The sequence below is a fragment of the Microbacterium sp. APC 3901 genome, from assembly GCF_030407765.1.
GTDB lineage: Bacteria > Actinomycetota > Actinomycetes > Actinomycetales > Microbacteriaceae > Microbacterium.
The window spans coordinates 1-22045 of sequence record NZ_JASDCU010000016.1 but is presented as its reverse complement, the minus strand read 5'-3'; the positions used below and the strand labels follow the sequence as shown (position 1 = coordinate 22045).

At 69.5% G+C, this 22045-nt stretch carries 20 protein-coding genes; 13 read left to right on the top strand and 7 right to left on the bottom strand.

The genetic code is table 11. The annotated features are described in order from the left end of the window. Positions 1–55: 55 nt before the first annotated feature. Positions 56–1309: an alpha/beta fold hydrolase gene (locus QMA07_RS14455; protein WP_290163043.1), complete on the top strand. Its 1254-nt coding sequence runs from the start codon at positions 56–58 to the stop codon at positions 1307–1309. 87 nt (positions 1310–1396) lie between these two features. Further along, positions 1397–2176 carry a CPBP family intramembrane glutamic endopeptidase gene (locus QMA07_RS14450; RefSeq protein ID WP_290163041.1) on the top strand — a complete coding sequence of 260 codons (780 nt, stop codon included), beginning with the start codon at positions 1397–1399 and terminating at the stop codon, positions 2174–2176. Positions 2177–2182: 6 nt separating this feature from the next. On the opposite strand, the gene QMA07_RS14445 is transcribed toward QMA07_RS14450, so the two are convergent. The 3 genes from QMA07_RS14445 to QMA07_RS14435 are packed head-to-tail and all read right to left on the bottom strand — an operon-like array spanning position 2183 to position 4430. After that, entirely contained in the window at positions 2183–2530 is a 348-nt protein-coding gene (locus QMA07_RS14445; RefSeq protein ID WP_290163039.1) for a cupin domain-containing protein, read from the bottom strand. Next, positions 2527–3933 (bottom strand): FAD-dependent oxidoreductase, encoded by a 1407-nt coding sequence (locus QMA07_RS14440; protein WP_290163037.1) that lies wholly within the window; start codon positions 3931–3933, stop codon positions 2527–2529. The genes QMA07_RS14445 and QMA07_RS14440 overlap by 4 nt, the downstream gene beginning before the upstream one ends. Before the next feature lie 29 nt (positions 3934–3962). Next, positions 3963–4430, bottom strand: coding sequence for an Lrp/AsnC family transcriptional regulator (locus QMA07_RS14435; protein WP_290163035.1), 468 nt, complete (start codon positions 4428–4430; stop codon positions 3963–3965). A gap of 100 nt (positions 4431–4530) precedes the next feature. Here QMA07_RS14435 and QMA07_RS14430 point away from each other — a divergent pair, with 100 nt between their 5' ends. Continuing rightward, positions 4531–5964, top strand: coding sequence for a gamma-aminobutyraldehyde dehydrogenase (locus QMA07_RS14430; protein WP_290163033.1), 1434 nt, complete (start codon positions 4531–4533; stop codon positions 5962–5964). 38 nt (positions 5965–6002) lie between these two features. Here QMA07_RS14430 and QMA07_RS14425 read toward each other — a convergent pair whose 3' ends face one another. Continuing rightward, positions 6003–6530: a GNAT family N-acetyltransferase gene (locus tag QMA07_RS14425; protein ID WP_290163031.1), complete on the bottom strand. Its 528-nt coding sequence runs from the start codon at positions 6528–6530 to the stop codon at positions 6003–6005. A gap of 117 nt (positions 6531–6647) precedes the next feature. Here QMA07_RS14425 and QMA07_RS14420 point away from each other — a divergent pair, with 117 nt between their 5' ends. Genes QMA07_RS14420 through QMA07_RS14410 form a run of 3 tightly spaced genes read left to right on the top strand, consistent with a single transcriptional unit; the run spans position 6648 to position 10014 of the window. Then, entirely contained in the window at positions 6648–7787 is a 1140-nt protein-coding gene (locus QMA07_RS14420; protein ID WP_290163029.1) for an ROK family transcriptional regulator, read from the top strand. Then, on the top strand, positions 7784–8692 hold the full coding sequence (locus QMA07_RS14415) for a polysaccharide deacetylase family protein (RefSeq protein ID WP_290163027.1): 909 nt from the start codon (positions 7784–7786) through the stop codon (positions 8690–8692). The genes QMA07_RS14420 and QMA07_RS14415 overlap by 4 nt, the downstream gene beginning before the upstream one ends. Next, positions 8689–10014 (top strand): MFS transporter, encoded by a 1326-nt coding sequence (locus QMA07_RS14410; RefSeq protein WP_290163026.1) that lies wholly within the window; start codon positions 8689–8691, stop codon positions 10012–10014. Before QMA07_RS14415 ends, QMA07_RS14410 begins: the two co-directional genes overlap by 4 nt. 23 nt (positions 10015–10037) lie before the next feature. Here the strand turns inward: QMA07_RS14410 and galE are convergent, their stop codons facing one another. The 3 genes from galE to galT form a co-directional block, all read right to left on the bottom strand. Next, entirely contained in the window at positions 10038–11015 is a 978-nt protein-coding gene (galE, locus tag QMA07_RS14405; protein WP_290163024.1) for a UDP-glucose 4-epimerase GalE, read from the bottom strand. 154 nt (positions 11016–11169) lie between these two features. Then, positions 11170–12375, bottom strand: coding sequence for a galactokinase (galK, locus tag QMA07_RS14400; protein WP_290163022.1), 1206 nt, complete (start codon positions 12373–12375; stop codon positions 11170–11172). Then, a complete protein-coding gene (galT, locus tag QMA07_RS14395; RefSeq protein WP_290163020.1) occupies positions 12372–13610 on the bottom strand; it encodes a galactose-1-phosphate uridylyltransferase in 1239 nt (412 codons plus the stop codon). The genes galK and galT overlap by 4 nt, the downstream gene beginning before the upstream one ends. Before the next feature lie 143 nt (positions 13611–13753). Between galT and QMA07_RS14390 the strand changes: the two genes are divergently transcribed. From QMA07_RS14390 to QMA07_RS14360, 7 genes are all read left to right on the top strand, one after another. After that, entirely contained in the window at positions 13754–14704 is a 951-nt protein-coding gene (locus QMA07_RS14390; protein WP_290163109.1) for a LacI family DNA-binding transcriptional regulator, read from the top strand. Between the two features lie 407 nt (positions 14705–15111). Continuing rightward, entirely contained in the window at positions 15112–16275 is a 1164-nt protein-coding gene (locus tag QMA07_RS14385) for a Gfo/Idh/MocA family oxidoreductase (RefSeq protein WP_290163018.1), read from the top strand. 2 nt (positions 16276–16277) lie between these two features. Further along, the gene (locus QMA07_RS14380) at positions 16278–17450 is read left to right on the top strand and encodes a dihydrodipicolinate synthase family protein (protein ID WP_290163017.1); all 1173 of its coding nucleotides are present in this window, start codon (positions 16278–16280) and stop codon (positions 17448–17450) included. After that, positions 17447–18310, top strand: coding sequence for a sugar phosphate isomerase/epimerase family protein (locus tag QMA07_RS14375; RefSeq protein ID WP_290163014.1), 864 nt, complete (start codon positions 17447–17449; stop codon positions 18308–18310). The genes QMA07_RS14380 and QMA07_RS14375 overlap by 4 nt, the downstream gene beginning before the upstream one ends. A gap of 340 nt (positions 18311–18650) precedes the next feature. Continuing rightward, complete coding sequence (locus QMA07_RS14370; RefSeq protein WP_290163012.1) at positions 18651–19409, top strand: TIM barrel protein; 759 nt, start codon at positions 18651–18653, stop codon at positions 19407–19409. Positions 19410–19487: 78 nt separating this feature from the next. Beyond that, entirely contained in the window at positions 19488–20546 is a 1059-nt protein-coding gene (locus tag QMA07_RS14365; protein WP_290163010.1) for a LacI family DNA-binding transcriptional regulator, read from the top strand. Further along, entirely contained in the window at positions 20543–21643 is a 1101-nt protein-coding gene (locus QMA07_RS14360) for a glycerate kinase (protein WP_290163008.1), read from the top strand. Before QMA07_RS14365 ends, QMA07_RS14360 begins: the two co-directional genes overlap by 4 nt. Positions 21644–22045: the final 402 nt, after the last annotated feature.

The following is a 22045-nucleotide window of genomic DNA, read 5'->3' as shown; positions in this document are numbered from 1 at the left end:
TACCTCGATATGGACTTCGGCCCCACCCGCGACCGCAGTGCGCTAGACAGTCCCTATGCGAACCGGAGCGCCCGCGGCGCACGCCCGTCGTCCGCGACGAACTCGACGAATCCTGCTGATCGTCGGGATCGTCCTCATCGTCGTGCTCGCGCTCGCCGCGGCGGAGTTCGCCAGACGGTATGTCGAGGGTCAAGCCGACCTGAAGACGGATCCGGCGTTCTACACCCTGCCCTCACCCGTTCCCTCCGGTGACCCAGGGGCGATCATCCGCTCCGAGCCCATCGCGAGCGCCCCGACCGGGTCGAGCGCGTGGCGGGTGATCTATCACTCGCAGAATCTCGCGGGTGAAGACATCCCCGTCTCCGGTGTCGTGATCGTCCCCGACGGTCCAGCGCCTGCTGGTGGCCGGACGGTGATCGCCTGGGCCCATCCGACGACGGGAGCGGCCGCGAAATGTGCGCCGTCCCTCGGACTCGATCCGTTCCAATACATCGAGGGTCTGCACGAGCTGCTGGCCGAGGGGTACGCGATCGCCGCGACCGACTATCCGGGTCTGGGAGTGGAAGGAGAATCGTCGTATCTCCTCGGTGTTCCCGAGTCGAACAGCGTGTTGGACATCGTGCGCGCGGCTCGTCGGATCGACGGTGCCGATGCGAGCAGTCGGGTCGTGCTGTGGGGTCACTCGCAGGGAGGTCAGGCAGTTCTCTTCGCCGCGCAGCGAGCCGCCTCGTACGCCCCTGAACTCGAGGTCCAGGGAGTGGCGGTCGCCGCCCCCGCAGCCGACCTGAACGCGCTGATGACCGACGACATCGTGAACCTCTCCGGTGTGACGATCGCGTCGCTCGCCATTCCCGCCTACGCGGCGGCCTATGCGGATCGCTTCACCTCAGACGAGATCACCGCGATCCTCACCCCCGCCGGAGAGAAGGCCACACCGAAGATGGCCGAACTCTGCCTGCTCACGCAGACCAAGGAGCTGCATGCGATCGCCGATCCCCTCGTCGGCGGGTACGTCACCAGCGATCCGGCCACCACCGAGCCGTGGAAGACCCTGCTTCAGGAGAACAGCGCAGGCGGTCAGCCTCTGGCCGTTCCGGTGTTCGTCGGTCAGGGTGAAGCCGACGAACTGGTGCTGCCCAGTGCCACGGAGAAGTACGTCACGCTCCTCTGCTCTCAGCAGGCGGACGTGACCTTCCATCGGTACCCGGACGTGACCCACGGCCTCGCAGCGTATGCCGCACTTCCGGACCTGCTGCTCTGGCTGCCCACCTTGGGCGGTGCGCGCGAACCTTCCAAGGACTGCGGCTGACGAAAAGCCGAAGCGTCCGACGTGGCGGCGTCACCGACCGATATGTTGGTGATCTGAACTCGCTCTCCGACAGAAAGGCCCCACCTCGTGCGCGTCACCCCTCGGGTCTGGATCGGGCTGGCGATCTACGTCGGCTACGTCCTCGTCATCTTCGTCGTCTCGAAGCTGAGCGGGGTGGCGTACACCGACATCGGCAAGTCCGCCGAATTCACGTGGCGCGGAGCAGTGCTCGACCTCGCGGTCGGCGCGGTGCTGCTCGCCATCACCACCTGGATTCTGGGGTGGTGGACGCCTGCGCTGTTCGAGCGCAAGCGGTCGCATCACAAGTGGCCGATCTTCGTACCCGCGCTCATGCTCGTGGTCGCCGTGGTGAACCTGTTCAACACCGACTGGTCGAAGTTCGACGGGTCCTTTCTGCTGTCGCTTCTCGCTCTCGGGCTCGCCGTCGGATTCTGCGAAGAGTTGATGTCACGAGGACTCCTGCTGACGGCCCTTCGCTCACGTCTCTCGGAAGTGTGGGTGTGGCTGTTCACCTCTCTCCTCTTCGGCGGGATGCACATCGTCAATGCCGCCCTCGGTGCCCCGCTCGCCCCCACCCTCGGCCAGGTCGTGCTCGCCGCGATGTCGGGCACCTGCTTCTACATCGTGCGGCGAGTCACGGGTTCTCTCATCTGGGCCATGGCGCTGCACGGTCTCTGGGACGTCTCGGTGTTCTCCGTCGGGTTCGCCCCGCTCGGCACAGCCTGGGCGACCTTCCTCGGGCCCGTCATCGGCATCCTCGCCGTCGCCGTCGTCTACTGGGTGATCAAGGGCACAGATGAGAGGCCGGTCGCCGCGACGACAGTCGCAGCCGCCGCGCGACACTGAGACGCGTCAGGCGATGTAGATCTTGCGCAGGGTCTCGGTGACCGTCCACACGGTGCGCTGCCCTGCGTTCAGACGCACCACCGACCCGGCGTCGACCTCGATCGCGGGCAGCGCCGGCTCGACGAACTCGATGCGGGCGTGGCCCGAGAGCACGACGAACACCTCATCGACCTCGGTGTCGGATGCCGTACCGGGCGTCATCTCCCAGACGCCGATCTCGACCCCGCCGAGCGTCGCCAACGTGTGGGTCGCCGCGGTCGGCCTGCCGATCAGCACCTCGTCGGCCGGCAGCGGTCGGTGCGAGAGCGGCAGCGCCGCGGCATCCGCCCGCTCGCCGGCAGCGAGCTCGCTCACGAGTCGAACCCCATGCCGACGGCATCGAGTGTCTTGAGGAACAGGTTGCGCTTGCCCTCGTTGTGATCGGCCCGGTCCATCGCCGCGCGCACGAGGTTGACGCCGATGGAGGCGACGGGCTCGGGCGGGAAGGAGATCGGCTTCTCGCGCACCATCGCGAGTTCGGTGCGTTCGGTCGGATCTCCGGAGAGCTTGTCGAGCATGACGTCGGCGGCGAAGCGGGCTGCGCCGACGCCGAGGCCGGTGAACCCGGTCGCGTAGGCGACCCGGCCCTTTCGGGCGGTGCCGAAGAACGCGCAGAAGCGGCTCGAGGAGTCGATCGCGCCTGCCCACCGGTGCGTGAAGCGCAGACCCTCGAGCTGAGGGAACGTCGTGAAGAAGTGCGATGCCAGCTTGCGGTGACTCTCGGCGCGGTCCTCGTACTCGGGGCGCACCTTGCCGCCGAAGTGGTAGACCGCGTCGTAGCCGCCGAAGAGGATGCGGTTGTCGGCCGTGAGCCGGTAATAGTGGAACTGGTTGGCGCTGTCGGCAAGGCCCTGTCGGTTCGACCAGCCGATCGAGGCGAGCTGCTCGTCGGTCAGCGGCTCGGTCATCAGCACGTAGTCGTAGACCGGCACGGTCATCAGGCGGTTGCGCTTGAGCAGCGAGGGGAAGACGTTCGTGGCGAGCGCCACGGCATCCGCTCGCACCCGCCCGCCGTCACGCGTGACGAGTGTGATCGCGCTCGACCCGTCGCCGAGCACCTCGCGCACGAGAGAGTGCTCGTAGATCTCGACCCCGAGCTCGACCGCGACGCGGGCCAGTTCGAGCCCGAGCTTCGCAGGATGCACCAGAGCGCTCGTGTCGCGATCCCAGGCGCCGGCGAGGAACGTGTCGGAGTGCACCTCGGCCTGCACGGCCTCGCGGTCGAGGAAGCCCTCCTCTTCACGCAGCCACTCGACCTGGTGTGGCTCGACGGCCACGGCCAGCTGACCGGTGCGCTCGAAGTCGACGTGCATGCCATAGCGCGTCACCGTCTCCTCGATGCCGTCGAGATTCTCGACCCCCAGCTCTTCGAGGCGGTCTATCTCGTCGGGCCAGCGGGTGAGGCCGTTCTCGTGTCCGTGCGTGAGGCTCGCCTCGCAGAATCCGCCGTTACGCCCCGAGGCGGCCCACGCGATGCGCGAGGCCTCGAGCAGCACGACGCGGCGCTCGGGGTCGCGCTCCTTCGCGCGCACGGCGGTCCAGAGCCCGGCGTACCCGCCGCCGACGATGGCGAGGTCGGCGGTGATGCTCCCGGTCAGGGCGGGGTGCGCCACACGCTCGACGTCATCGAGCCAGAACACGCCGAAGGCGGTGTCGCGCAGCGAGGCGTCGATCACGGCATCCGCGGGGCGGCGACGTTCGAAGACCGTGGTTCCCATGGTGTGCTCCTGGTTTCCGGACCCGCGCCTCAGCGCGTGCCCCAGTTGTAGAGGTCTTTGTAGAGGCCGGCGTAGAGCAGGCTCTCGGTGTGGGTGATGCCGGGGATCGTGCGGATGCGGGTGGCGATCAGGTCGAGCAGGTGGGTGTCGCTCTCGCACACGGCCTCGACGAGGATGTCGAAGGTGCCCAGCGTCACGACGACGTAGGCGAGCTCGGTGATCTTCGTCAGCTCCTCGGCGATGAGCCTCGGGTCGCCGGTGACGCGGATGCCGATCATCGACATGCGGTTGAAGCCGAGCTGCATCGGGTCGGTCACCGCGACGATCTGGATGATGCCGGCTTCGGTCATGCGCTGCACCCGCTGGCGCGCCGCCGCTTCGCTGAGCCCCACCTCTCGGCCGATCTCGGCGTAGGGGCGACGGCCGTCCTCCTGCAGCAGCTCGACGATCCGCTTCGAGATGTCATCCAGCATGGGCTGCTTCACTGTGGCGCTCATGTGTCGATATTGACAGGATCTTGCGACCGAAGCAACTGATTCCATCGTTCCGGACAGCTGACTCTTCTGTATTCGCAATCCGATCGCTAGCATGGCGAGTATGGCCACAGAACTCCTTCAGAACTTCATCGGCGGGCAGTACGTTCCCGTGAGCGGTCAGGGGCGGATGCCGCTCATCGACCCCGTGACCGAGGAGACGTATGGCGAGCTGCCGGTCTCCGACACCTCCGATGTCGATGCGGCCTACGCCGCGGCGTCCGCCGCCTTCCCGCTCTGGCGCGACACCACCCCAGCCGATCGCCAGCTCGCGCTGTTCCGCATCGCCGATGAGATGCAGGCGCGCGCCGAGGAGTTCGCCGACCTCGAGTCGAAGGACACCGGCAAGCCCCGGGCCAGCCTCGTCGCCGACGAGATCGTGCAGTCGATCGATCAGCTGCGGTTCTTCGCCGGTGCCGCTCGCAGCCTCGAGGGTCGGGCGGCGGGGGAGTATCTCGCCGGCCACACCTCGTTCGTGCGACGCGAGCCGATCGGCGTGATCGGTCAGGTCACTCCCTGGAACTACCCGCTCAACATGGCGGTGTGGAAGATCGCACCTGCGCTCGCCGCAGGCAACACGGTCGTGCTCAAGCCGGCCGAGTCGACCCCGCTGACCACCCTGCTGCTCGCCGAGATCGTCGCGCTGCACACGCCCGCCGGCACGCTCAACGTCGTGCTGGGCGACCGCGATACAGGGGTGGCGCTGGTCGAGCATCCGACCCCGCAGATGGTCGCCATCACCGGATCCGTGCGCGCCGGCATGGCTGTCGCGCGATCGGCGGCCGACGACGTCAAGCGGGTGCACCTCGAGCTCGGCGGCAAGGCGCCGGCGATCGTGTTCCCCGACGCGAACCTCGACAAGGCGGCATCCGGCATCGTCGCCGGCGCCTTCTTCAATGCCGGGCAGGACTGCACCGCCGCGACTCGCGTGCTCGTGCACTCATCGGTGCACGACGAGTTCGTCGCCGCGCTGGTCGAGACGGCGAAGGCGGATGCTCGCACCGGCGGCCCGCATGAGGAGGGCGTGCTCTACGGCCCGCTCAGCAGTGCGGCTCAGCTCGCCCAGGTGCAGGGATTCGTCGACCGGCTGCCCGCGCACGCAACGATCGAGACCGGTGGCGCGCGTCAGGGCGAGAAGGGCTATTTCTTCGAGGCGACCATCGTGTCGGGTCTGCACCAGGACGACGAGGCCGTGCAGGGCGAGATCTTCGGCCCGGTGCTCACCGTGCAGTCGTTCGACACCGAGGAGCAGGCGCTCGAGATGGCCAACGACGTGCCCTATGCGCTGGCCTCATCGGTGTGGACGACCGACCACGCCCGGGCGATGCGCTTCTCACGCGACCTCGACTTCGGATGTGTGTGGATCAACACGCACATCCCGTTCGTCTCGGACATGCCGCACGGCGGTTTCAAGCACTCCGGCTACGGCAAGGACCTCTCGCAGTACGGCTTCGACGACTACACGCGCATCAAGCACGTGATGTCGGCGCTCGACTGATCCAGGTGCGCGGCAGCGTGAGCAGATCGTCCAGTGCGTCAGGAGTGGGTGAAGCGCTTGACCCGGCGGTGCTCTCGCAGGCTCATGTCCGGCCGTTCCTCGACCTTGCGCGCGCCGTCGAGCTGCCAGCCGTGGCGAGCGTAGAAGGCATCGGCGCGCTCGTTCCCGTCGAGTACCCACAGGTAGGCCTGCGTGTGCCCGGCGGCCGTGATCCGGTGTTCGGCCGCCGCGAGCAACGCGCGCCCGACACCGGTCGACCACTCCGCGGGGTCGGCGTAGATGCCGTAGATCTCCCCGTCAGACGCGCCTTCCTCTTCGCGTCCTGAGCCGAACGATGTCCAGCCGACGATCCTGCCCTTGCGCTCCGCGACCAGGATGCCGATGATCGTGGGCAGCGGGGCGGAGATGTTCCGTCGCCAGCCGTCAGCACGATCCGAGATCGACAGGCCGTCCAGGAGCTCCTGGTCGATGAGTCCGCGGTACGCCGCTTGCCAGGAGCGCACATGCACTTCGGCGATCCGGTCGGCATCGGCCACGGCACCGTCACGGAGCACCAGAGTCGTCATCAGGCCACTCTAGAAGCCGGATCTGCGATGCGGCGGGATACAGATCCGGGCTCGATTCCTCGACACGTATGACGCGATGTGTCAAGCTGGCCGCACGTCGAATCCGGGGGGATCATCTTGGCACGACCACTCGCGGGGCCCCAGACCCTGCTTCGAACGCTCAACGGCCGCGCGATCCTCGAGACTCTCGCGCGCCGCGGCCCGCTCACCCGAGCTGAACTCGTCGCCGAGACAGGTCTGTCGCGCACAGCCGTGACGCAGGTGCTGCGAATGCTCGAGGCATCGTCGGCGGTGGCCGCGGCCGGTGTCGATCGTGACACGCGCGGACCGGCAGCGGGGCGCGTCGCACTGCATCCGCAGCTCGGGTTCGCCGCTGCCGTGCACGTCGATGCCCACGCCGCGCATGTCGCGCTGGTCGACCCGACCGGGGCGGTGCGGGCAGAGACCCATGCCGCCTTCCCGCCGCGCGGTGACCGGGTGGAGCACATCGCCGGGCTGGTCGACGCCTGCCGCCGCACGGTGCAGGGGCCGCTGCTGCTCACCGTCGTCGGCATCCCCGGCATCGTCACCGCCGACGGCGGCATCCGTGACGATCAGGGCCCCGACGGTGGAGCGTTCAAGAACGCGCTGTCTGCGCGCCTCGACTGCCCGGTTCGAGTCGAGAACGACGTCAATCTCGCGGCTCTCGCGGAGCTGTCGGAGGGCACGGGCGCAGAACTCAGCAGTTTCGCTCTGTTGCTTCTCGATGACGGTCTGGGAGCCGGCATCGTCATCGACGGATCGCTGCACCGCGGATTCTCGGGTGTCGCCGGCGAGGTCATGTATCTGCCGCAGAGCCCGCTGCCGATCGGCGCACCGGTGCTCGGCGACGCCGTCGTGCGCGACCTCGCGCTCGCCCACGGCCGCGACCCCGACGAGACGATCGACCAGCACCTCGATGCCGCGTGGGCCGGTGATCCGGCCGCGCTCGACATGGCGGCCGAGATGGGCCGCCGACTCACCCTGATCGCGGGCAGCATTGCGCTCGTGCTCGACCCGGAGGCGTTTCTGCTCAGCGGCACGGCAGCGCACCCCGCACTCGCCCGCGCGGCGGCCAGGTTCGCCGAAGAGCTCGCCCCTCAGCTGCCGCTCACGCTCGTCGTCTCGTCGTTCGGTCCCGAGGCACCGCTGGTCGGTGCGATCGGCGAGGCGGCATCCGCCCTCCGGGCATCGGTGTTCTCACTGGTGCTCCCCGCATCGGACAGGAGCCGACGGTGACCTCAGATCTCGCAGATCGACTCGGCCTGGCGCCGGGAGCCAGGGCGGTCATCATCAATGCCGACGACTTCGGCATGTGCCACGCGGCCAACACGGCGATCACCCAGCTGCTGGATGCGGGCCGCATCGACTCGACGACCCTGATGGTGCCGTGCGCCTGGGCGCCGGAGGCGATGGCATTCGCGGCTTCTCGGACCGACCTCGACGTCGGCGTGCACCTCGTGCTCACGAGCGAGTGGACCGACTACCGCTGGCGTCCGCTCACGGGCACCGCCACGACGCTCGTCGACGGGTCGGGGCACTTTCCGGCTGACGTCCTCGCGATCGAAGAGCTCGCGTCGGTCGACGACGTCACCGCCGAGATCGCCGCGCAGCTGCAGGCGGCGCTGGATGGCGGCGTCGACGTGACGCACCTCGACAACCACATGGGATCGGTCTACGGTCTGCTCACCGGGCGGGACTTCCTCGGCCCGGTGTTCGAACTCGCGGCCCGCAGCGGGCTGCCGTTCCGGTTGCCTCGGAGCATGGAGGGCACCGGCGACGACGCCGCGCTGCAGGCGAAGCTCGCCGAGGCGGCGGCCGCGGCCGACTCCCTCGGCGTCGAGATCATCGACCGGCTGTGGAGCCACCCGTTCGAAGAGGTGCCCGGCGAATCGTACGAGCAGATCCGCGACGGCTTCATCGCCCTGCTCCGCGCGGTGCCCGCCGGCGTGACCGAGATCTACCTGCACCCGATGGTCGACGACGATGAGCTGCGCGCCGCAGTCGACTTCGCAGCCGCCAAGCGCGGACACGAACTTCGCCTGCTCTCCGATCCCGCGGTGCTGCAGGCGATCGCCGACGAAGGGCTCGTGCGAGTCGGATGGCGCGACCTGCGCGATCTGCAGCGGAGTCGGCGCGCATGACCTCGATGACGACGCGGTTGCGCGACCGCCGACTCGACGACGCTCCCACGAGGGCTCAGGCGATCGCGTTCGGAGCCTCCGGGTTCCCCACGCAGCTCATGGCGCAGACGTTCTCGGCCTTCGTCGTCTACTTCTACGTCACGCATCTCGGCGTCGAGCCCACGTGGGTGGCCGCGGCGATGATCGCGCACGGCATCCTGAACGCGGTGCTCAACCCGGTCGTGGGAGCGCTGTCAGACCGCATCCGCACGCCGTGGGGTCGCCGCATCCCCTGGATCGGTCTCGGCATCGTGCCGCTCGTGGTCGCCTTCGCGCTGGTGTGGATGCCGCCGGAGCTGCCGACGGCCGGACTGATCGCGTGGTTCCTGATCGTGGTGGCGGTGTACGACATCGCGTTCGTCGTGGTCGTGCTGAACATCTCGGCGCTGTTCCCAGAGATCTTCCGCACGACCGACGAGCGGGCGCGCGGCAACGTGCCCCGTCAGATCTTCGCCATCCTCGGCATCGTGCTCGGCACCGCGGGAGCACCCGCACTCTACGGGTCGATCGGCTGGCCGGGCATGGCGATCGTGCTCTCGGCCGTCTGCCTCGTGCTGCTGGTGTGGTCGTTCTTCGGCGGCATGATCGAGCGTCGGGTGCCGGAAGCAGCATCCGAGGCGATGCGGTGGGGCGACCAGCTGAAGTACACGTTCGCGAACCGCGCGTTCGTGCCCTACGTGCTCGGCTCGCTGTTCATCCAGACGTCCATCGCCGTCGTGCTCGCCGCTCTGCCGTTCTACGTGCGCTACTCGCTGGGCGCCGCTGAGGGTGAGGGCAGCCTGCTGCTGGGCGCGATCTTCGTGACCGCCATCCCGTCGATCGTGCTGTGGAGCGCGATCGTGCGACGCACCTCACCTCGAGCGGCGCTGCTGTGGAGCGTGGCGGTCTTCGGCATCGCCATGCTCGGGTACCTGCTGCCGTCGACCGTGCTCGCCGCCGCACTCGTCGGTGTCGCGGTGGGCGTCGGTGTCGGCGGCCTGCTGCAGCTGCTCGAGGTGGTTCTCGCGCAGATCATCGACGAGGATGCCGCCCGCACCGGACATCGCCGAGAGGGCGCCTACTTCGGCGTGAACGGCTTCGTGGTGCGCGGTTCGGTCGTGCTGCAGGCGGTCGTCGCAGCGGCCGTGCTCACGGCATCCGGCTTCGATGCGTCGCTCGGCGATGCGCAGCCGGAGGCGGTCGACGGGGGCATCCGCGTGATGGTCGCCGTGGTTCCGCTGGGCTTCGCCGCCCTCGCGTGGCTGTGCTTCTGGCTCTACCCGATCCGCACCCGAGACCTCTGAGGCCGCACCCGAGACCTCTGACGTCAGGACGCGGCGCGTCGCGCCTCCCAGCCCGTCCGCACCATCTCGTCGACCGTGTACCGCATCTTCCAGTCGAGGTCGCGGGCGGCGAGCTCGCCGGTCGCGACGATGCGGTCGGGGTCGCCGGGGCGGCGGGGGCCGATCTCCGGGGTGAAGTCGATGCCGGTGACGCGTGCGACGGCATCCATGATCTGCTTCACGCTGAGGCCGTCGCCCGACCCGAGGTTGTAGGCGGCTTCGATCGGCTCGCCCCCGGCGAGACGCTGCGCCGCGGCGACGTGGGCTGCGGCGATGTCGCCGACGTGCACGTAGTCGCGCACGTTTGTGCCGTCTTCGGTGTCGTAGTCGTCGCCGTTGATGCGCGGGGTCTCTCCAGCGATGAGCTTCTCGAACACGATCGGGAAGAGGTTGTGCGGGCTCACGTCGTAGACGGTCGGGTCTGCGGAGCCGACCACGTTGAAGTAGCGCAGCGACGTGTGACGCAGCGGCTTGTCGGACTCGGCGGTCGCGATCGCCTGGTCACGCAGCAGCCACTCGCCGATCAGCTTCGACTCGCCGTAGGGGCTCGCCGGCTTCTTGGCGGTGTCTTCGACGACGAGTGCGACATCGGGGGTGCCGAACACCGCGGCCGACGACGAGAACACGATGTTCGTGACGCCCGCGGCCTCCATCGCCTCGAGGATCACGCGGGTGCCCTCGACGTTCTGCGCGTAGGTGTGCAGCGGACGCTGCACCGAGACACCGGCGTACTTGTATCCGGCGACGTGGATGACGCCCTCGGCGCGGTGGTCGCGCAGCGTCTTCTCGACGAGCTCGCGGTCGAGGATGCTGCCCTGCACGAAGGCCACGCCCTCGGGCACGAACGATGCGACGCCGCTCGAGAGGTCGTCGAGGATGACGGGCGTGAGCCCTGCATCCGCCAGTGCGCGAACGACGTGCGAGCCGATGTAGCCGGCGCCGCCGGTCACGATCCAGGACATTGTGCTCCTCAGGGTGGGGAAGTGTTCAGTATCTCAGGTCGAGGGCAGCGGGCCCTGACCCGATCCGCGGAGCCGGTCCCGAACAGCGGAGGGATCGGCCGGAATCGTCCGCGCATCGGGGCGGGGTCCGCAGATCGGGACTGCGGGCGGTCGTTCACGCGTCGCGGTGCGCTCCGGCCGACGGAATGACGGTGAAGATCACCGGGGCCGCGAACCCGGATGCGGCGAACGCGGCGTTCACGGCATCCGACACCTGCTGCACGGCATCCTGCTCGATGAGCGCGATCGCTGCTCCGCCGAAGCCGCCGCCGGTCATGCGAGCGCCGAGCGCGCCGGCCTCGAGGGCGGCCTCGACCGCCGTGTCGAGCTCGGGCACCGAGATCTCGAAGTCATCGCGCATCGACGTGTGCGAGGCCACGAGCAGGTCGCCGATGGCCCGGGGGCCCTCTTCGCGCAGCACCTTCACGGTGTCGAGCACGCGCTGGTTCTCGGTGACGACGTGACGCACCCGACGGAACGTCACGTCGTCCATGAGCTCTTCGGCGCGGGGCAGGTCGTCGATCGAGACGTCGCGCAGGCTCGGCACGCCCATGATCGCGGCGCCGCGCTCGCAGGCGGCGCGGCGCTCGCCGTAGCCGCCGGTCGAGTGGGCGTGCTTGACGCGCGTGTCCATCACGAGGATCGCGAGGCCGGCTTCGGCGACGCCCACCTGCACGAGGTTGGCGTCGAGCGAGCGGCAGTCGAGGAAGATCGCAGCGTCGGGCTCGCCCAGCATCGAGGCCATCTGGTCCATGATGCCGGTCGGGGCGCCGACGGCCTCGTTCTCGGCTCGACGGCCGACGCGGGCGAGCTCGATGCGGTCGAGTCCGGCGGCCCAGAGGTCGTTGAGGGCGGATGCCGTGGCGCTCTCGATCGCGGCGGATGACGAGAGCCCCGCGCCCACCGGCACGTCGGAGGTGATCGCGATGTCGAGGCCCGTGCCGGTGGCGGCCGACGGGGCCACGCCGTCGGCCTGACGCAGCGCCCAGGCGACGCCGAGCGGGTACGCGGCCCATTCGGGCACACTCGGGGCGGTGCCGGAGGGGGTGGGGAAGAGCTCGTCGAGCTCGTCGAGGGAGACCTCGACCGGCTCGGCAGCGAAGGTCGAGGCGACGCGCACTCGGCCGAGATCGTCGTCACGGACACCGACGGCTGCGTATGTGCGATGCGGGATCGCGAACGGCAGCACGAAGCCGTCGTTGTAGTCGGTGTGCTCGCCGATCAGGTTCACCCGGCCCGGTGCCGACCAGACGCCGTCGGGTGCGCGGCCGGTGAGGTCGGTGAAGAGGGCGGTCGCGGCCTCAAGGGTCGTGGCGGTCATGCGGATACCTCGTCTGCGATGTCTGTCTGGGCTGCGTCTGCCTGGGCAGCGTCTGTCTGGACTGCGTCCGCCTTCGCGATGGCCTCGCGGATGCGGGCTGCGCCCTGTTCGGGGGTGACCTCTGCCGCCCAGGCCCACATCGCGGCCTCGGAGCCGGCGAGGAACTTGAGCTTGTCGGCCGCGCGACGGGGACTCGTCAGCTGCAGGTGCAGTCGCACGCTGTCGCGGCCGACGTTGACGGGAGCCTGATGCCAGGCGGCGATGTAGGGGGTCGGGGTGTCGTACAGGGCGTCGACGCCTCGGAGCAGACGCAGGTAGAGGGGAGCGAGCTCATCGCGCTCGGCATCCGTAGTCTCGGCGAAGTCGGGCACGTGTCGGTGCGGCATCAGGTGCACCTCCAACGGCCAGCGGGCGGCGAAGGGCACGAATGCGGTCCAGTGCTCGCCCCGGAACACGACGCGTTCGGACGCCTGCTCGGACTCGAGGATGTGCTGGAACAGATCGGGTGCGGTGCGGTCGATCGAGTCGAGCAGGCGCGTGGTGCGCGGCGTCACGTAGGGGTAGGCGTATATCTGGCCGTGAGGGTGGGGGAGCGTGACACCGATCGCCTCACCGCGGTTCTCGAACGGGAAGATCTGCTCGATTCCCGGCAGCGTCGAGAGCGCTGCGGTGCGGTCGGCCCAGGCCTCGATCACGGTGCGGGCGCGGGTCACCGACTGTGTGCCGAACGAGCCGGTGTGCTCGGGGCTGAAGCACACGACCTCGCAGCGTCCGACCGAGGTGCGGGTGCGACCGAGGCCCAGAGCGGCGAGATCGTCGAGCCCGCGCGGAGGGTTGCTCGCTGCGGGGGCGGTGCCGGTGGCTTCGGCGAGAGCGGGGCCGAACGCGGGCGAGCGGTTCTCGAACACGGCGACGTCGTAGAGCGACGGCACCTCAGACGGGTTGGTCGGCGACTGCGGAGCGAGGGGGTCGGCGTCGGCGCTCGGCATCATCACCCGGTTCTGGCGATTCGCCGCAACGGTGATCCAGTCGCCCGTCAGCACGTCGAGGCGCATCGTGGCCGTCTCGCCGCGCGGGTCGAGGGTGCGGGAGTCGACCGAGCGCTCTTCGCCGAGCGTCGTGCCGGGGTCGTCGAAGTAGATCAGCTCACGGCCGTCGGCGAGCGTGGTGGCCCGTTTGATGATTCCGGCGGAGAGTGTTTCGGTTCGCAACTCAGGAGATTCGTGCGTGTTCACGTAAACATGGTACGCACATCGCCGTGGTAACGTCAACATTCCGGAGTTGTGGACGGGAAGCGGAGGTGTCGGTGATGGACGACGATCTCCTGCGCGGTCTCGACCGCCCCCGACGGCGCCGCCCGGCGTCGGGCCGGGTGTCGATGGCGATGGTCGCCGCACGTGCCGGGGTCTCGGGGCAGACCGTCTCGCGTGTCGTCAACGACAGCCCGCGCGTCGACCCCGTCACCCGCGAGCGCGTGGAGAAGGCCATGGTCGAACTCGGCTACCGCCCGCACCGTGCCGCGCGGGCGCTGCGCACCGGACGCTCGCAGACCATCGGACTCGTCGTCACCACTCTCGCGACGGTCGGCAACTCCCGCATGCTGCAGGCCACCGCCGAGGCTGCGGCGGAGCGCGGCTACGCCCTCACCCTCGTGACGGCGGGTGACAGCGTCGCCGATGCCTTCGAGCGGCTCGCCGAGCAGGAGGTCGACGGAGCGATCGTGCTGAACGAGGCGTCGGCTCTGGTTCCCGAAGCGCAGCGACCGCCCGGTCTGCGCCTCGTCGTGATCGACGCGCCGGCGTCTGCCGACCTCGCCGTGGTGCACAGCGATCACGTCGGCGGAGCTGCCGCGGCCACCACGCACCTGCTGGAGCTCGGGCACGCGACCGTGCACCATCTCGCCGGACCGGCCGACTCCTTCGCGGCTGCCGAACGCGAGCGCGGCTGGCGTGACGCCCTCGGCGCTGCGGGCATCGAGCCGCCGACGGTCGTGCGCGGCGACTGGAGTGCCGAGGCCGGATTCGGCGCCGGGGACGCATTGCGCACCGCATCCGCCGTCTTCTGCGCCAATGACCAGATGGCGCTGGGACTGCTGCGTGCGCTCGCCGAGGCGGGGCGCCGGGTGCCTGAGGATGTCAGCGTCGTCGGCTTCGACGATGTGCCGGATGCCGCGAACTACCGCCCGCCGCTGACGACGATCCGCCAGGATTTCACCGCCCTCGCTCACCGGGCCGTCGGCCTGCTCGTCGCCGAGATCGAGGGCGCGACGGGCGCCGCGGCATCCGCTGTCGTGCCGACGCTTCTGGTCGACCGCGCCAGCACCCGCTGAGGCGATCGGTTTCTCCCCGCTGCGGTCGCTTTCTCCGCGCCGCGGGGTCGCAAACGCACCGCAAACAGCCGTTTCGGCTGCACAACTGACCCCGACTGGCGGGGAGGATGCGCAACTGACCCTGCCTGGCGGGGAGGATGCGCAACTGACCCCGACTGGCGGGGAAGATGCGCAACTGACCCCGACTGTTCGCGTCCGCGATGCGGGGTCACAAACGCACCGCAAACAGCCGTTTCGGATGCGCAAGTGACCCCGCACGCGGCAGAACCCGGCGAAACTCGCCGGCGGCAGCGAGGAGAGCGTTTTCCCTCCCTGCTTGCACATGGGTCGCGGGCATGGCATGCTGTCGGAAAGCGCTTACCCGCATACGTGGTCGGCGCAACGGCTTCCCACAGAACGGACCAGCAATGTCGCAGACGACAACCCGCGAGATCGGGATCATCATGAACGGCGTCTCCGGGCGCATGGGCTACCGGCAGCACCTCGTGCGGTCGATCCTCGCGATCCGCGAAGAGGGCGGCATCGAGCTGCCCGACGGATCCCGCATCACGGTGAAGCCGCTGCTCGTCGGCCGCAACGAGGCCAAGCTCGCCGAGCTCGCGGCAAAGCACGGCATCGAGGACTACACGACCGACCTCGACGCAGCGCTGGCCGACCCGAAGTGGGAGATCTACGCCGACTTCCTCGTGACCAAGGCCCGCGCCTCGGCCCTGCGCAAGGCGATCGCCGCAGGCAAGGCCATCTACACCGAGAAGCCCACCGCCGAGTCGCTCGACGAGGCCCTCGAACTCGCTCGTCTCGCAGACGCAGCGGGCGTCAAGACCGGCGTCGTGCACGACAAGCTCTATCTGCCCGGCCTGCAGAAGCTCAAGCGCCTCATCGACTCGGGCTTCTTCGGCCGCATCCTGTCGGTGCGCGGCGAGTTCGGCTACTGGGTCTTCGAGGGCGACTGGCAGCCTGCGCAGCGTCCCAGCTGGAACTACCGCGCCGAAGACGGCGGCGGCATCATCGTCGACATGTTCCCGCACTGGAACTACGTGCTCGAGAACCTGTTCGGCGAGGTCAAGAGCGTCTACGCACAGGCGGCCGTGCACATCGCGGACCGCTGGGACGAGAACGGCGAGCACTACACCGCCACCGCCGAAGACGCGGCATACGGCATCTTCGAGATCGAGGGCGGCATCATCGCCGAGATCAACTCGAGCTGGACCGTGCGCGTCAACCGCGACGAGCTCGTCGAGTTCCAGGTCGACGGCACCCACGGATCCGCGGTCGTCGGACTCTTCGGCGCCAAGATCCAGCCCCGCAACGCGACTCCGAAGCCGGTCTGGAACCCCGACCTCGAAGACAGCCACGACTACGACGCCGACTGGCAGAACGTCCCGACCAACGACGTCTTCATCAACGGCTTCCGTCAGCAGTGGGAGGAGTACCTGGTCTCATTCGCCGAGGGCACGAAGTACCCGTTCGACCTGCTCTCCGGTGCTCGCGGGGTGCAGTTCGCCGAAGCTGGACTGACCTCGAGTGCCGAGGGCCGCAAGGTCGCGCTCGAACCGCTGACGCTGGACTGAGCATGAGCACTCTCCGACTTCTCGACGCCGCGGGTGCGGTGACGGATGCCGAGCTGCACGAGGGCGGCGGGTACTCCCGCCCGTCCTCGCCGCTGCAGAGCCGCGTCGCCTACGCCGCCGCCCACGTCGTGCCCCTGGTGCACGCCGACAACACCCCGGGACAGCCCGCCGACATCGACTGGGAGTCGACGCTCGCGTTCCGCCGCAACGTCTACTCGTGGGGACTCGGCGTCGCGGACGCCATGGACACCGCGCAGCGCAACATGGGTCTGGATGCCGCGGCGACGCGCGAGCTCATCGCCCGCAGCGCCGAGGTCGCCCGCGAGGAGGGCGGCTCGGTCGTGGTCGGCGTCAACACCGACCACATCGCCGATTCGCACATCTCGCTCGACCAGGTGATCGACGCCTACAAGGAGCAGCTGCACTTCACCGAGGAACAGGGAGCGGGGCCCGTTCTCATGGCCTCACGGCACCTCGCAAGGGTGGCGACGGATGCCGACGACTACCGTCGTGTCTACCGCGAAGTGCTCGCGTCGGCCACGGTGCCGGTCGTGCTGCACTGGCTCGGAACGGCCTTCGACCCCGAGCTCGCCGGGTACTTCGGAGCGGACGACTGGCAGACGGCATCCGCTGTGCTGCTCGATGTGATCGCCGAGCAGCCCGACAAGATCGCCGGCGTCAAGATGAGCCTGCTGAACGCCGAGTCCGAGATCTCGGTGCGCGAACGTCTGCCTGAGGGCGTGCGCATGTTCACGGGTGACGACTTCAACTACGTCGGCCTGATCGGCGGCGACACCGTGGGCCAGGGCGACGGGCACTCCGACGCGCTGCTCGGTGCGTTCGCGGCGATCACGCCGGTGGCGTCCGCGGCGATCCAGGCACTGGATGCCGGTGACCCCGCCCGCTACCTCGAGATCCTCGGCCCGACCGAAGAGCTCAGCCGTCAGGTCTTCGCCGCCCCGACGTTCTACTACAAGACGGGCGTCGCGTTTCTCGCCTGGCTCAACGGGCACCAGCCCGCGTTCCAGATGGTGGGCGGTCTGCATTCGGCGCGGAGCCTTCCGCACCTCAGCCGCATCGTCGAACTCGCCAACGCGTCGCTCGCGCTCGAGCACCCCGAGCTCGCGCGAGAGCGCTGGCACGGAATGCTGCGCCTGAACGGAGTGGACGCATGACCGTCGATCCCCGGCTGTCGATCAACCAGGCGACCATCAAGCACGCAGACCTCGAGACCGCGCTGCGGGTGACGGCGGATGCCGGCATCCAGGCGATCGGTCTTTGGCGCGAACCGGTGAACGAGGTCGGACTCGATGTCGCCGCGCGGATGCTCGCCGACTCCGGTCTGCGGTTCACCACGCACTGCCGTGGCGGCTTCTTCACCCTTCCCGCGGGCCCGGAGCGCGTCGCCGCACTCGATGACAACCGCCGAGCCATCGAAGAGACCGCGACGCTCGCCGCGGCCGGTGCCGACGGGTCGACGGCCGTGCTCGTGCTGGTCGCCGGGGGGCTCCCCGCCGGTTCCCGCGATCTGATCGGTGCGCGTGAACGTGTGCGCGACGCGATCGGAGAGCTCGCCGCAGACGCGAAGGCTGCGGGCGTGACGCTCGCGATCGAGCCGCTGCATCCGATGTACGCCTCCGACCGTGCCGTCGTCTCGACGCTGGGTCAGGCGCTCGACATCGCGGCGGACTTCGACGCCGATGTGGTGGGAGCCGCCGTCGACACGTTCCACATCTGGTGGGACCCGCAGGTGCTCGACCAGATCGCGCGCGCCGGTCGCGAGGGCCGCATCGCGACCTACCAGGTGTGCGACTGGAAGACCCCGCTCGCGGCCGACGTGCTGCTCTCGCGGCACTACACCGGCGACGGTGTGATCGACTTCGGCTCGCTCACCCGGGCCGTGATCGACACGGGCTACGACCGCGACATCGAGGTCGAGATCTTCAACGCCGACATCTGGGCGGATGCTCCCGAGAACGTCGTGCGGCGCACGGCTGAGACCTTCGGCGCCGCGGTCTCACCGCACCTGCGCTGACGGACGTAGGCACGGCGACCCGTGCGTGTTGAGTGCCGCGTGCCGCGTGCCGCGTGCAGCGTGCAGGACTCGGGCACGGTTGCCGGACCGGAACACGGTCTCTCGTCTTGCATCCGTGCCTCGGTCCTGCCGACGGTGCAGGGGTCGATCGCGGGGCGGATCGTGCGGGGCGGATCGTGCGGGGCGGATCGTGCGGGGCAGATCGTGCGGGGCAGATCGTGCGGAGTCGACGGCACAGGGCAGGCGGCTCGGAACACGCAGGCACCGGGCGGCCCGGGGCACGAAGCAAGCGGGGCGCAAACCCCGAGACACCGGCGCAGCCCATTGAGAGGATGAACCCATGACGAAGATCCGCCCAGGACTCTGCTCGGTGACCTTCCGATCGCTGAGCGCCGAACGCGTCGTCGAGCTCGCTGCGGAGGCGAGGCTCGAGGTCATCGAGTGGGGCGCCGACGTGCACGTGCCGGCCGGCGACGTCGAGCAGGCGGCGAGAGTGGCGAAGCTGACGACGGATGCCGGGCTGACATCGTGCTCGTACGGCTCATACTTCCGGGCCGGTGCCGACGAGCCGATCACCCCGGTGCTCGACACCGCCGAGGCGCTCGGCGTCGACCGCGTGCGCGTCTGGGCGGGGTCGGTCGGATCCGACGAGGCCTCACCGCAGGACCGGGCGTCGACGATCACCCGGCTGCAGGATGCGGTCGACGAGGCGAACGCACGGAGCATCTCGCTTGCGCTCGAGTTCCACTCGGGCACGCTCGCGGACACCGCGCCGACGACTCTCGGGGTGCTCGAGGAAGTCGCGAGGCCGACGCTCAGCACCTACTGGCAGCCCACTGTCGGCGCCGCGGTCGACGTGGTGCTCGACGAGTACCGTGCGATCGCCGACCAGGTGACCGCCGCGCACGTGTTCTCGTGGTGGCCCGATCACGACAGGCTTCCGCTGCGGGCGCGCGATGCCCTCTGGACCCGGTTCTTCGGAGAGGCGCAGTCTGCGCCCATCCCGCCGCGAGACGCCCTGCTCGAGTTCGTGCCCGGCGACGACCCGGCGATGCTGCGCGGCGAGGCGGCGACGCTCCGCTCGTACCTCTCGCTCTAACGCCGACATGCTCATCACGACTCAGGACGCCGCGATCTGCTCCCCGGCGCATCTCGCTCCGCGCAGTAAGCTCAGGGCATGAGTCAGCAGGAAAGCCCTTCCCGGGTGCGTCAGCCGCGGCACTCGCGGGGTGCAGCCCCCACGCTGCACGACGTCGCCCGTGAAGCCGGGGTATCGCTCGCCACGGCATCCCGTGTTCTCAACGGATCCGAGCGCAAGGTCGCCGAGTCCTTCCGTGAGCGCGTCGAGCAGGCGGCGGCCGAGCTGGGCTACACGGCGAACGCGTCGGCGCAGGCCACAGCTCGCGGCAGCTCGCCCGTGATCGCGCTGCTCGTCGCCGACATCGCCGACCCCTACTTCGGACTCATCGCCGCCGGTGTCGCGCGCGGAGCCGACGAGCAGGGTCTCGTCGTCACGATCGCGATCACCGAGCGCGACCCCGCCCGCGAGGCGCGCATCGTGCGCGCGCTGCGCGGACAGCGTCCCCAGGGCCTGATCCTCGCCGCCTCGCGCACCGACGAGCCGACGGACTCCGACACCTCGCGCGAGCTGGCCGAGTACGCCCGATTCGGTGGGCGCGTGGTGACGTTCGGGGCAGGCAGCGCAGAGAACCGGCATGTCGAGATCGACAACCGCGCCGGTGCCGAGGCGCTCGGCCGCCGCATGGCGTCGCTCGGATATCGCTCGGCGATCGCGATCGGTGCGGCCGAAGGAGTGCTCACCTCAGACGAGCGTCTCGCCGGATTCCGTGCGGGCTTCGAGTCAGGTGGAGGGTCGGTCGATCGGCTGATCCGAGGCGACTTCCGCCGCGAATCGGGGGTGCAGGCAATGTCGTCGGCGCTCGCCGAGGGAGTCGAGCCGGGCACCCTCGTGTTCGGCATGAGCGATGTCGTCGCGATCGGCGCGATGTCGGCGATCCGCGACGCAGGTCGCGAGATCGGCACCGACATCGCTGTCTGCGGTTTCGACGATGTGCCCTCGTCGAGCGATGTGAGCCCGGCGCTCACGACCGTGCGCGTGCCGCTCAGCGAGGTCGGCTACCAGGCCTTCCGCGCGACGGTCGACGCCGACTGGCAGCAGGCGGCGCTGCCGCTCGAGGTCATCGTGCGTGCGAGCACACCCGGTATCGCGCGATGACCCGGGTCGTGCTGGCACCCGACAGCTTCAAGGGCACGATCACTGCAGTCGATGCTGCGGCAGCCCTCGCCGACGGCTGGTCGTCAGTCGATCCCTCCGCGACGTTCGTGCACCGCCCCATGGCAGACGGCGGCGAGGGCACCGTCGCCGCGTTCGCCGCGGCCGTGCCTGGGGCGCGACGGATGCCGGTCGTCGTCGATGGCCCCACGGGCGTGCCGCTCGAGACCAGCTGGCTGCTGCTGCCTCCATCCGCAGTTTCCCCCGGCGGCACCGGAGTCGTCGACCTCGCATCGACGTCGGGCATCGAACTGCTCGACGAGCTGCGCCCGTGGGACGCCGACACCACAGGCTTCGGCCAGGCGATCGCCGCGGCCCTCGACCACGGGGTCGCACGGCTCGTGGTCGGCATCGGATCGAGCGCGTCGACCGACGGCGGCACCGGGATGCTGTCAGCGCTGGGCGCGCGGTTCCTCGACGCCTCCGGTGAGCCGGTCGTCCGCGGAGCGCGCGGCCTCGCCGACATCGCATCGGTCGACCTGACGGCTCTGCGCACCGCGCCTCAGGTGCGGGTGCTCACCGACGTCACCAACCCGCTCGTCGGCCCGCGGGGGGCGGCAGTGGTGTTCGGTCCGCAGAAGGGGCTCTCCGGCGACGACATCACACACGTGGATGCCGCGCTCGCCCGACTCGCCGACCTGCTCGGCCTCGACCCCGCTCTGCCCGGCACAGGAGCCGCCGGTGGCACGGGCGGTGCGCTCGTCGTGTGGGGAGCAACGCTCGCTCCCGGTGCTGCCGAGGTGGCAGAGCTCATCGGACTCGCGGATGCGATCGCCCACGCCGACGTCGTCGTCACGGGCGAGGGATCGTACGACGGGCAGTCCGGTGACGGCAAGGTGCCCTCGTTCATCGCAGGCCTCGCGGCATCCGCCGGGGCAGCGGCAGTGCTCGCGGCCGGGCGAATCACCCAGGATTCCGATGTGGCGCTGTTCGCGGCATCCGCGTCCCTCACCGATATCGCGGGATCATCGGAATCCGCTCTCGCCGACCCCGCCCGCTGGTTGCGCGAGGCCGGAGCCGCGCTCGCCCGGTCGCGCTGACCGGTCGCCGCCTGCCGCATCCGCTCTCCGCCGCATCCGCCGCGTCCGCGTCCGCTCTCCGGCGCATACGCGTCCGCCGCATCTGCGTCCGCATCCGCATCCGTCGCATCCGCCGCGTCCGCGTCCGCTCTCCGGCGCCGACCGCGCGCAGCATCCGATCGCGCTCGTCTGCGGTGGCCAATAACGCATCCGAAATCACGGTGTCCGGTGGTTCTTCGACCCCGCACATCCGTGCAACCGCGGACGGCGCACAGTCACGGTCAGCGGTGGTCAAAAGCGCATCCGAGATCGCTGCTTCGGGTGCGTTCTTGACCACCGCACCCGCGCGGGGTGGGCGTTTCGGTCCGGCCTTCGAATCGCGGATGCCGGGCGGGGTCAGTTGTGTATCGCGGATGCCGGGCG

Bases quoted from the DNA above. Each gene is read 5' to 3' on its own strand.
- QMA07_RS14455 (WP_290163043.1), top strand. From the start codon at position 56: ATGCGAACCGGAGCGCCCGCGGCGCACGCCCGTCGTCCGCGACGAACT.
- QMA07_RS14440 (WP_290163037.1), bottom strand. From the start codon at position 3,933: ATGGGAACCACGGTCTTCGAACGTCGCCGCCCCGCGGATGCCGTGATC.
- QMA07_RS14435 (WP_290163035.1), bottom strand. From the start codon at position 4,430: ATGAGCGCCACAGTGAAGCAGCCCATGCTGGATGACATCTCGAAGCGG.
- QMA07_RS14430 (WP_290163033.1), top strand. From the start codon at position 4,531: ATGGCCACAGAACTCCTTCAGAACTTCATCGGCGGGCAGTACGTTCCC.
- QMA07_RS14425 (WP_290163031.1), bottom strand. From the start codon at position 6,530: ATGACGACTCTGGTGCTCCGTGACGGTGCCGTGGCCGATGCCGACCGG.
- QMA07_RS14410 (WP_290163026.1), top strand. From the start codon at position 8,689: ATGACCTCGATGACGACGCGGTTGCGCGACCGCCGACTCGACGACGCT.
- galE (WP_290163024.1), bottom strand. From the start codon at position 11,015: ATGTCCTGGATCGTGACCGGCGGCGCCGGCTACATCGGCTCGCACGTC.
- galK (WP_290163022.1), bottom strand. From the start codon at position 12,375: ATGACCGCCACGACCCTTGAGGCCGCGACCGCCCTCTTCACCGACCTC.
- QMA07_RS14390 (WP_290163109.1), top strand. From the start codon at position 13,754: ATGGCGATGGTCGCCGCACGTGCCGGGGTCTCGGGGCAGACCGTCTCG.
- QMA07_RS14385 (WP_290163018.1), top strand. From the start codon at position 15,112: ATGTCGCAGACGACAACCCGCGAGATCGGGATCATCATGAACGGCGTC.
- QMA07_RS14380 (WP_290163017.1), top strand. From the start codon at position 16,278: ATGAGCACTCTCCGACTTCTCGACGCCGCGGGTGCGGTGACGGATGCC.
- QMA07_RS14375 (WP_290163014.1), top strand. From the start codon at position 17,447: ATGACCGTCGATCCCCGGCTGTCGATCAACCAGGCGACCATCAAGCAC.
- QMA07_RS14370 (WP_290163012.1), top strand. From the start codon at position 18,651: ATGACGAAGATCCGCCCAGGACTCTGCTCGGTGACCTTCCGATCGCTG.
- QMA07_RS14365 (WP_290163010.1), top strand. From the start codon at position 19,488: ATGAGTCAGCAGGAAAGCCCTTCCCGGGTGCGTCAGCCGCGGCACTCG.
- QMA07_RS14360 (WP_290163008.1), top strand. From the start codon at position 20,543: ATGACCCGGGTCGTGCTGGCACCCGACAGCTTCAAGGGCACGATCACT.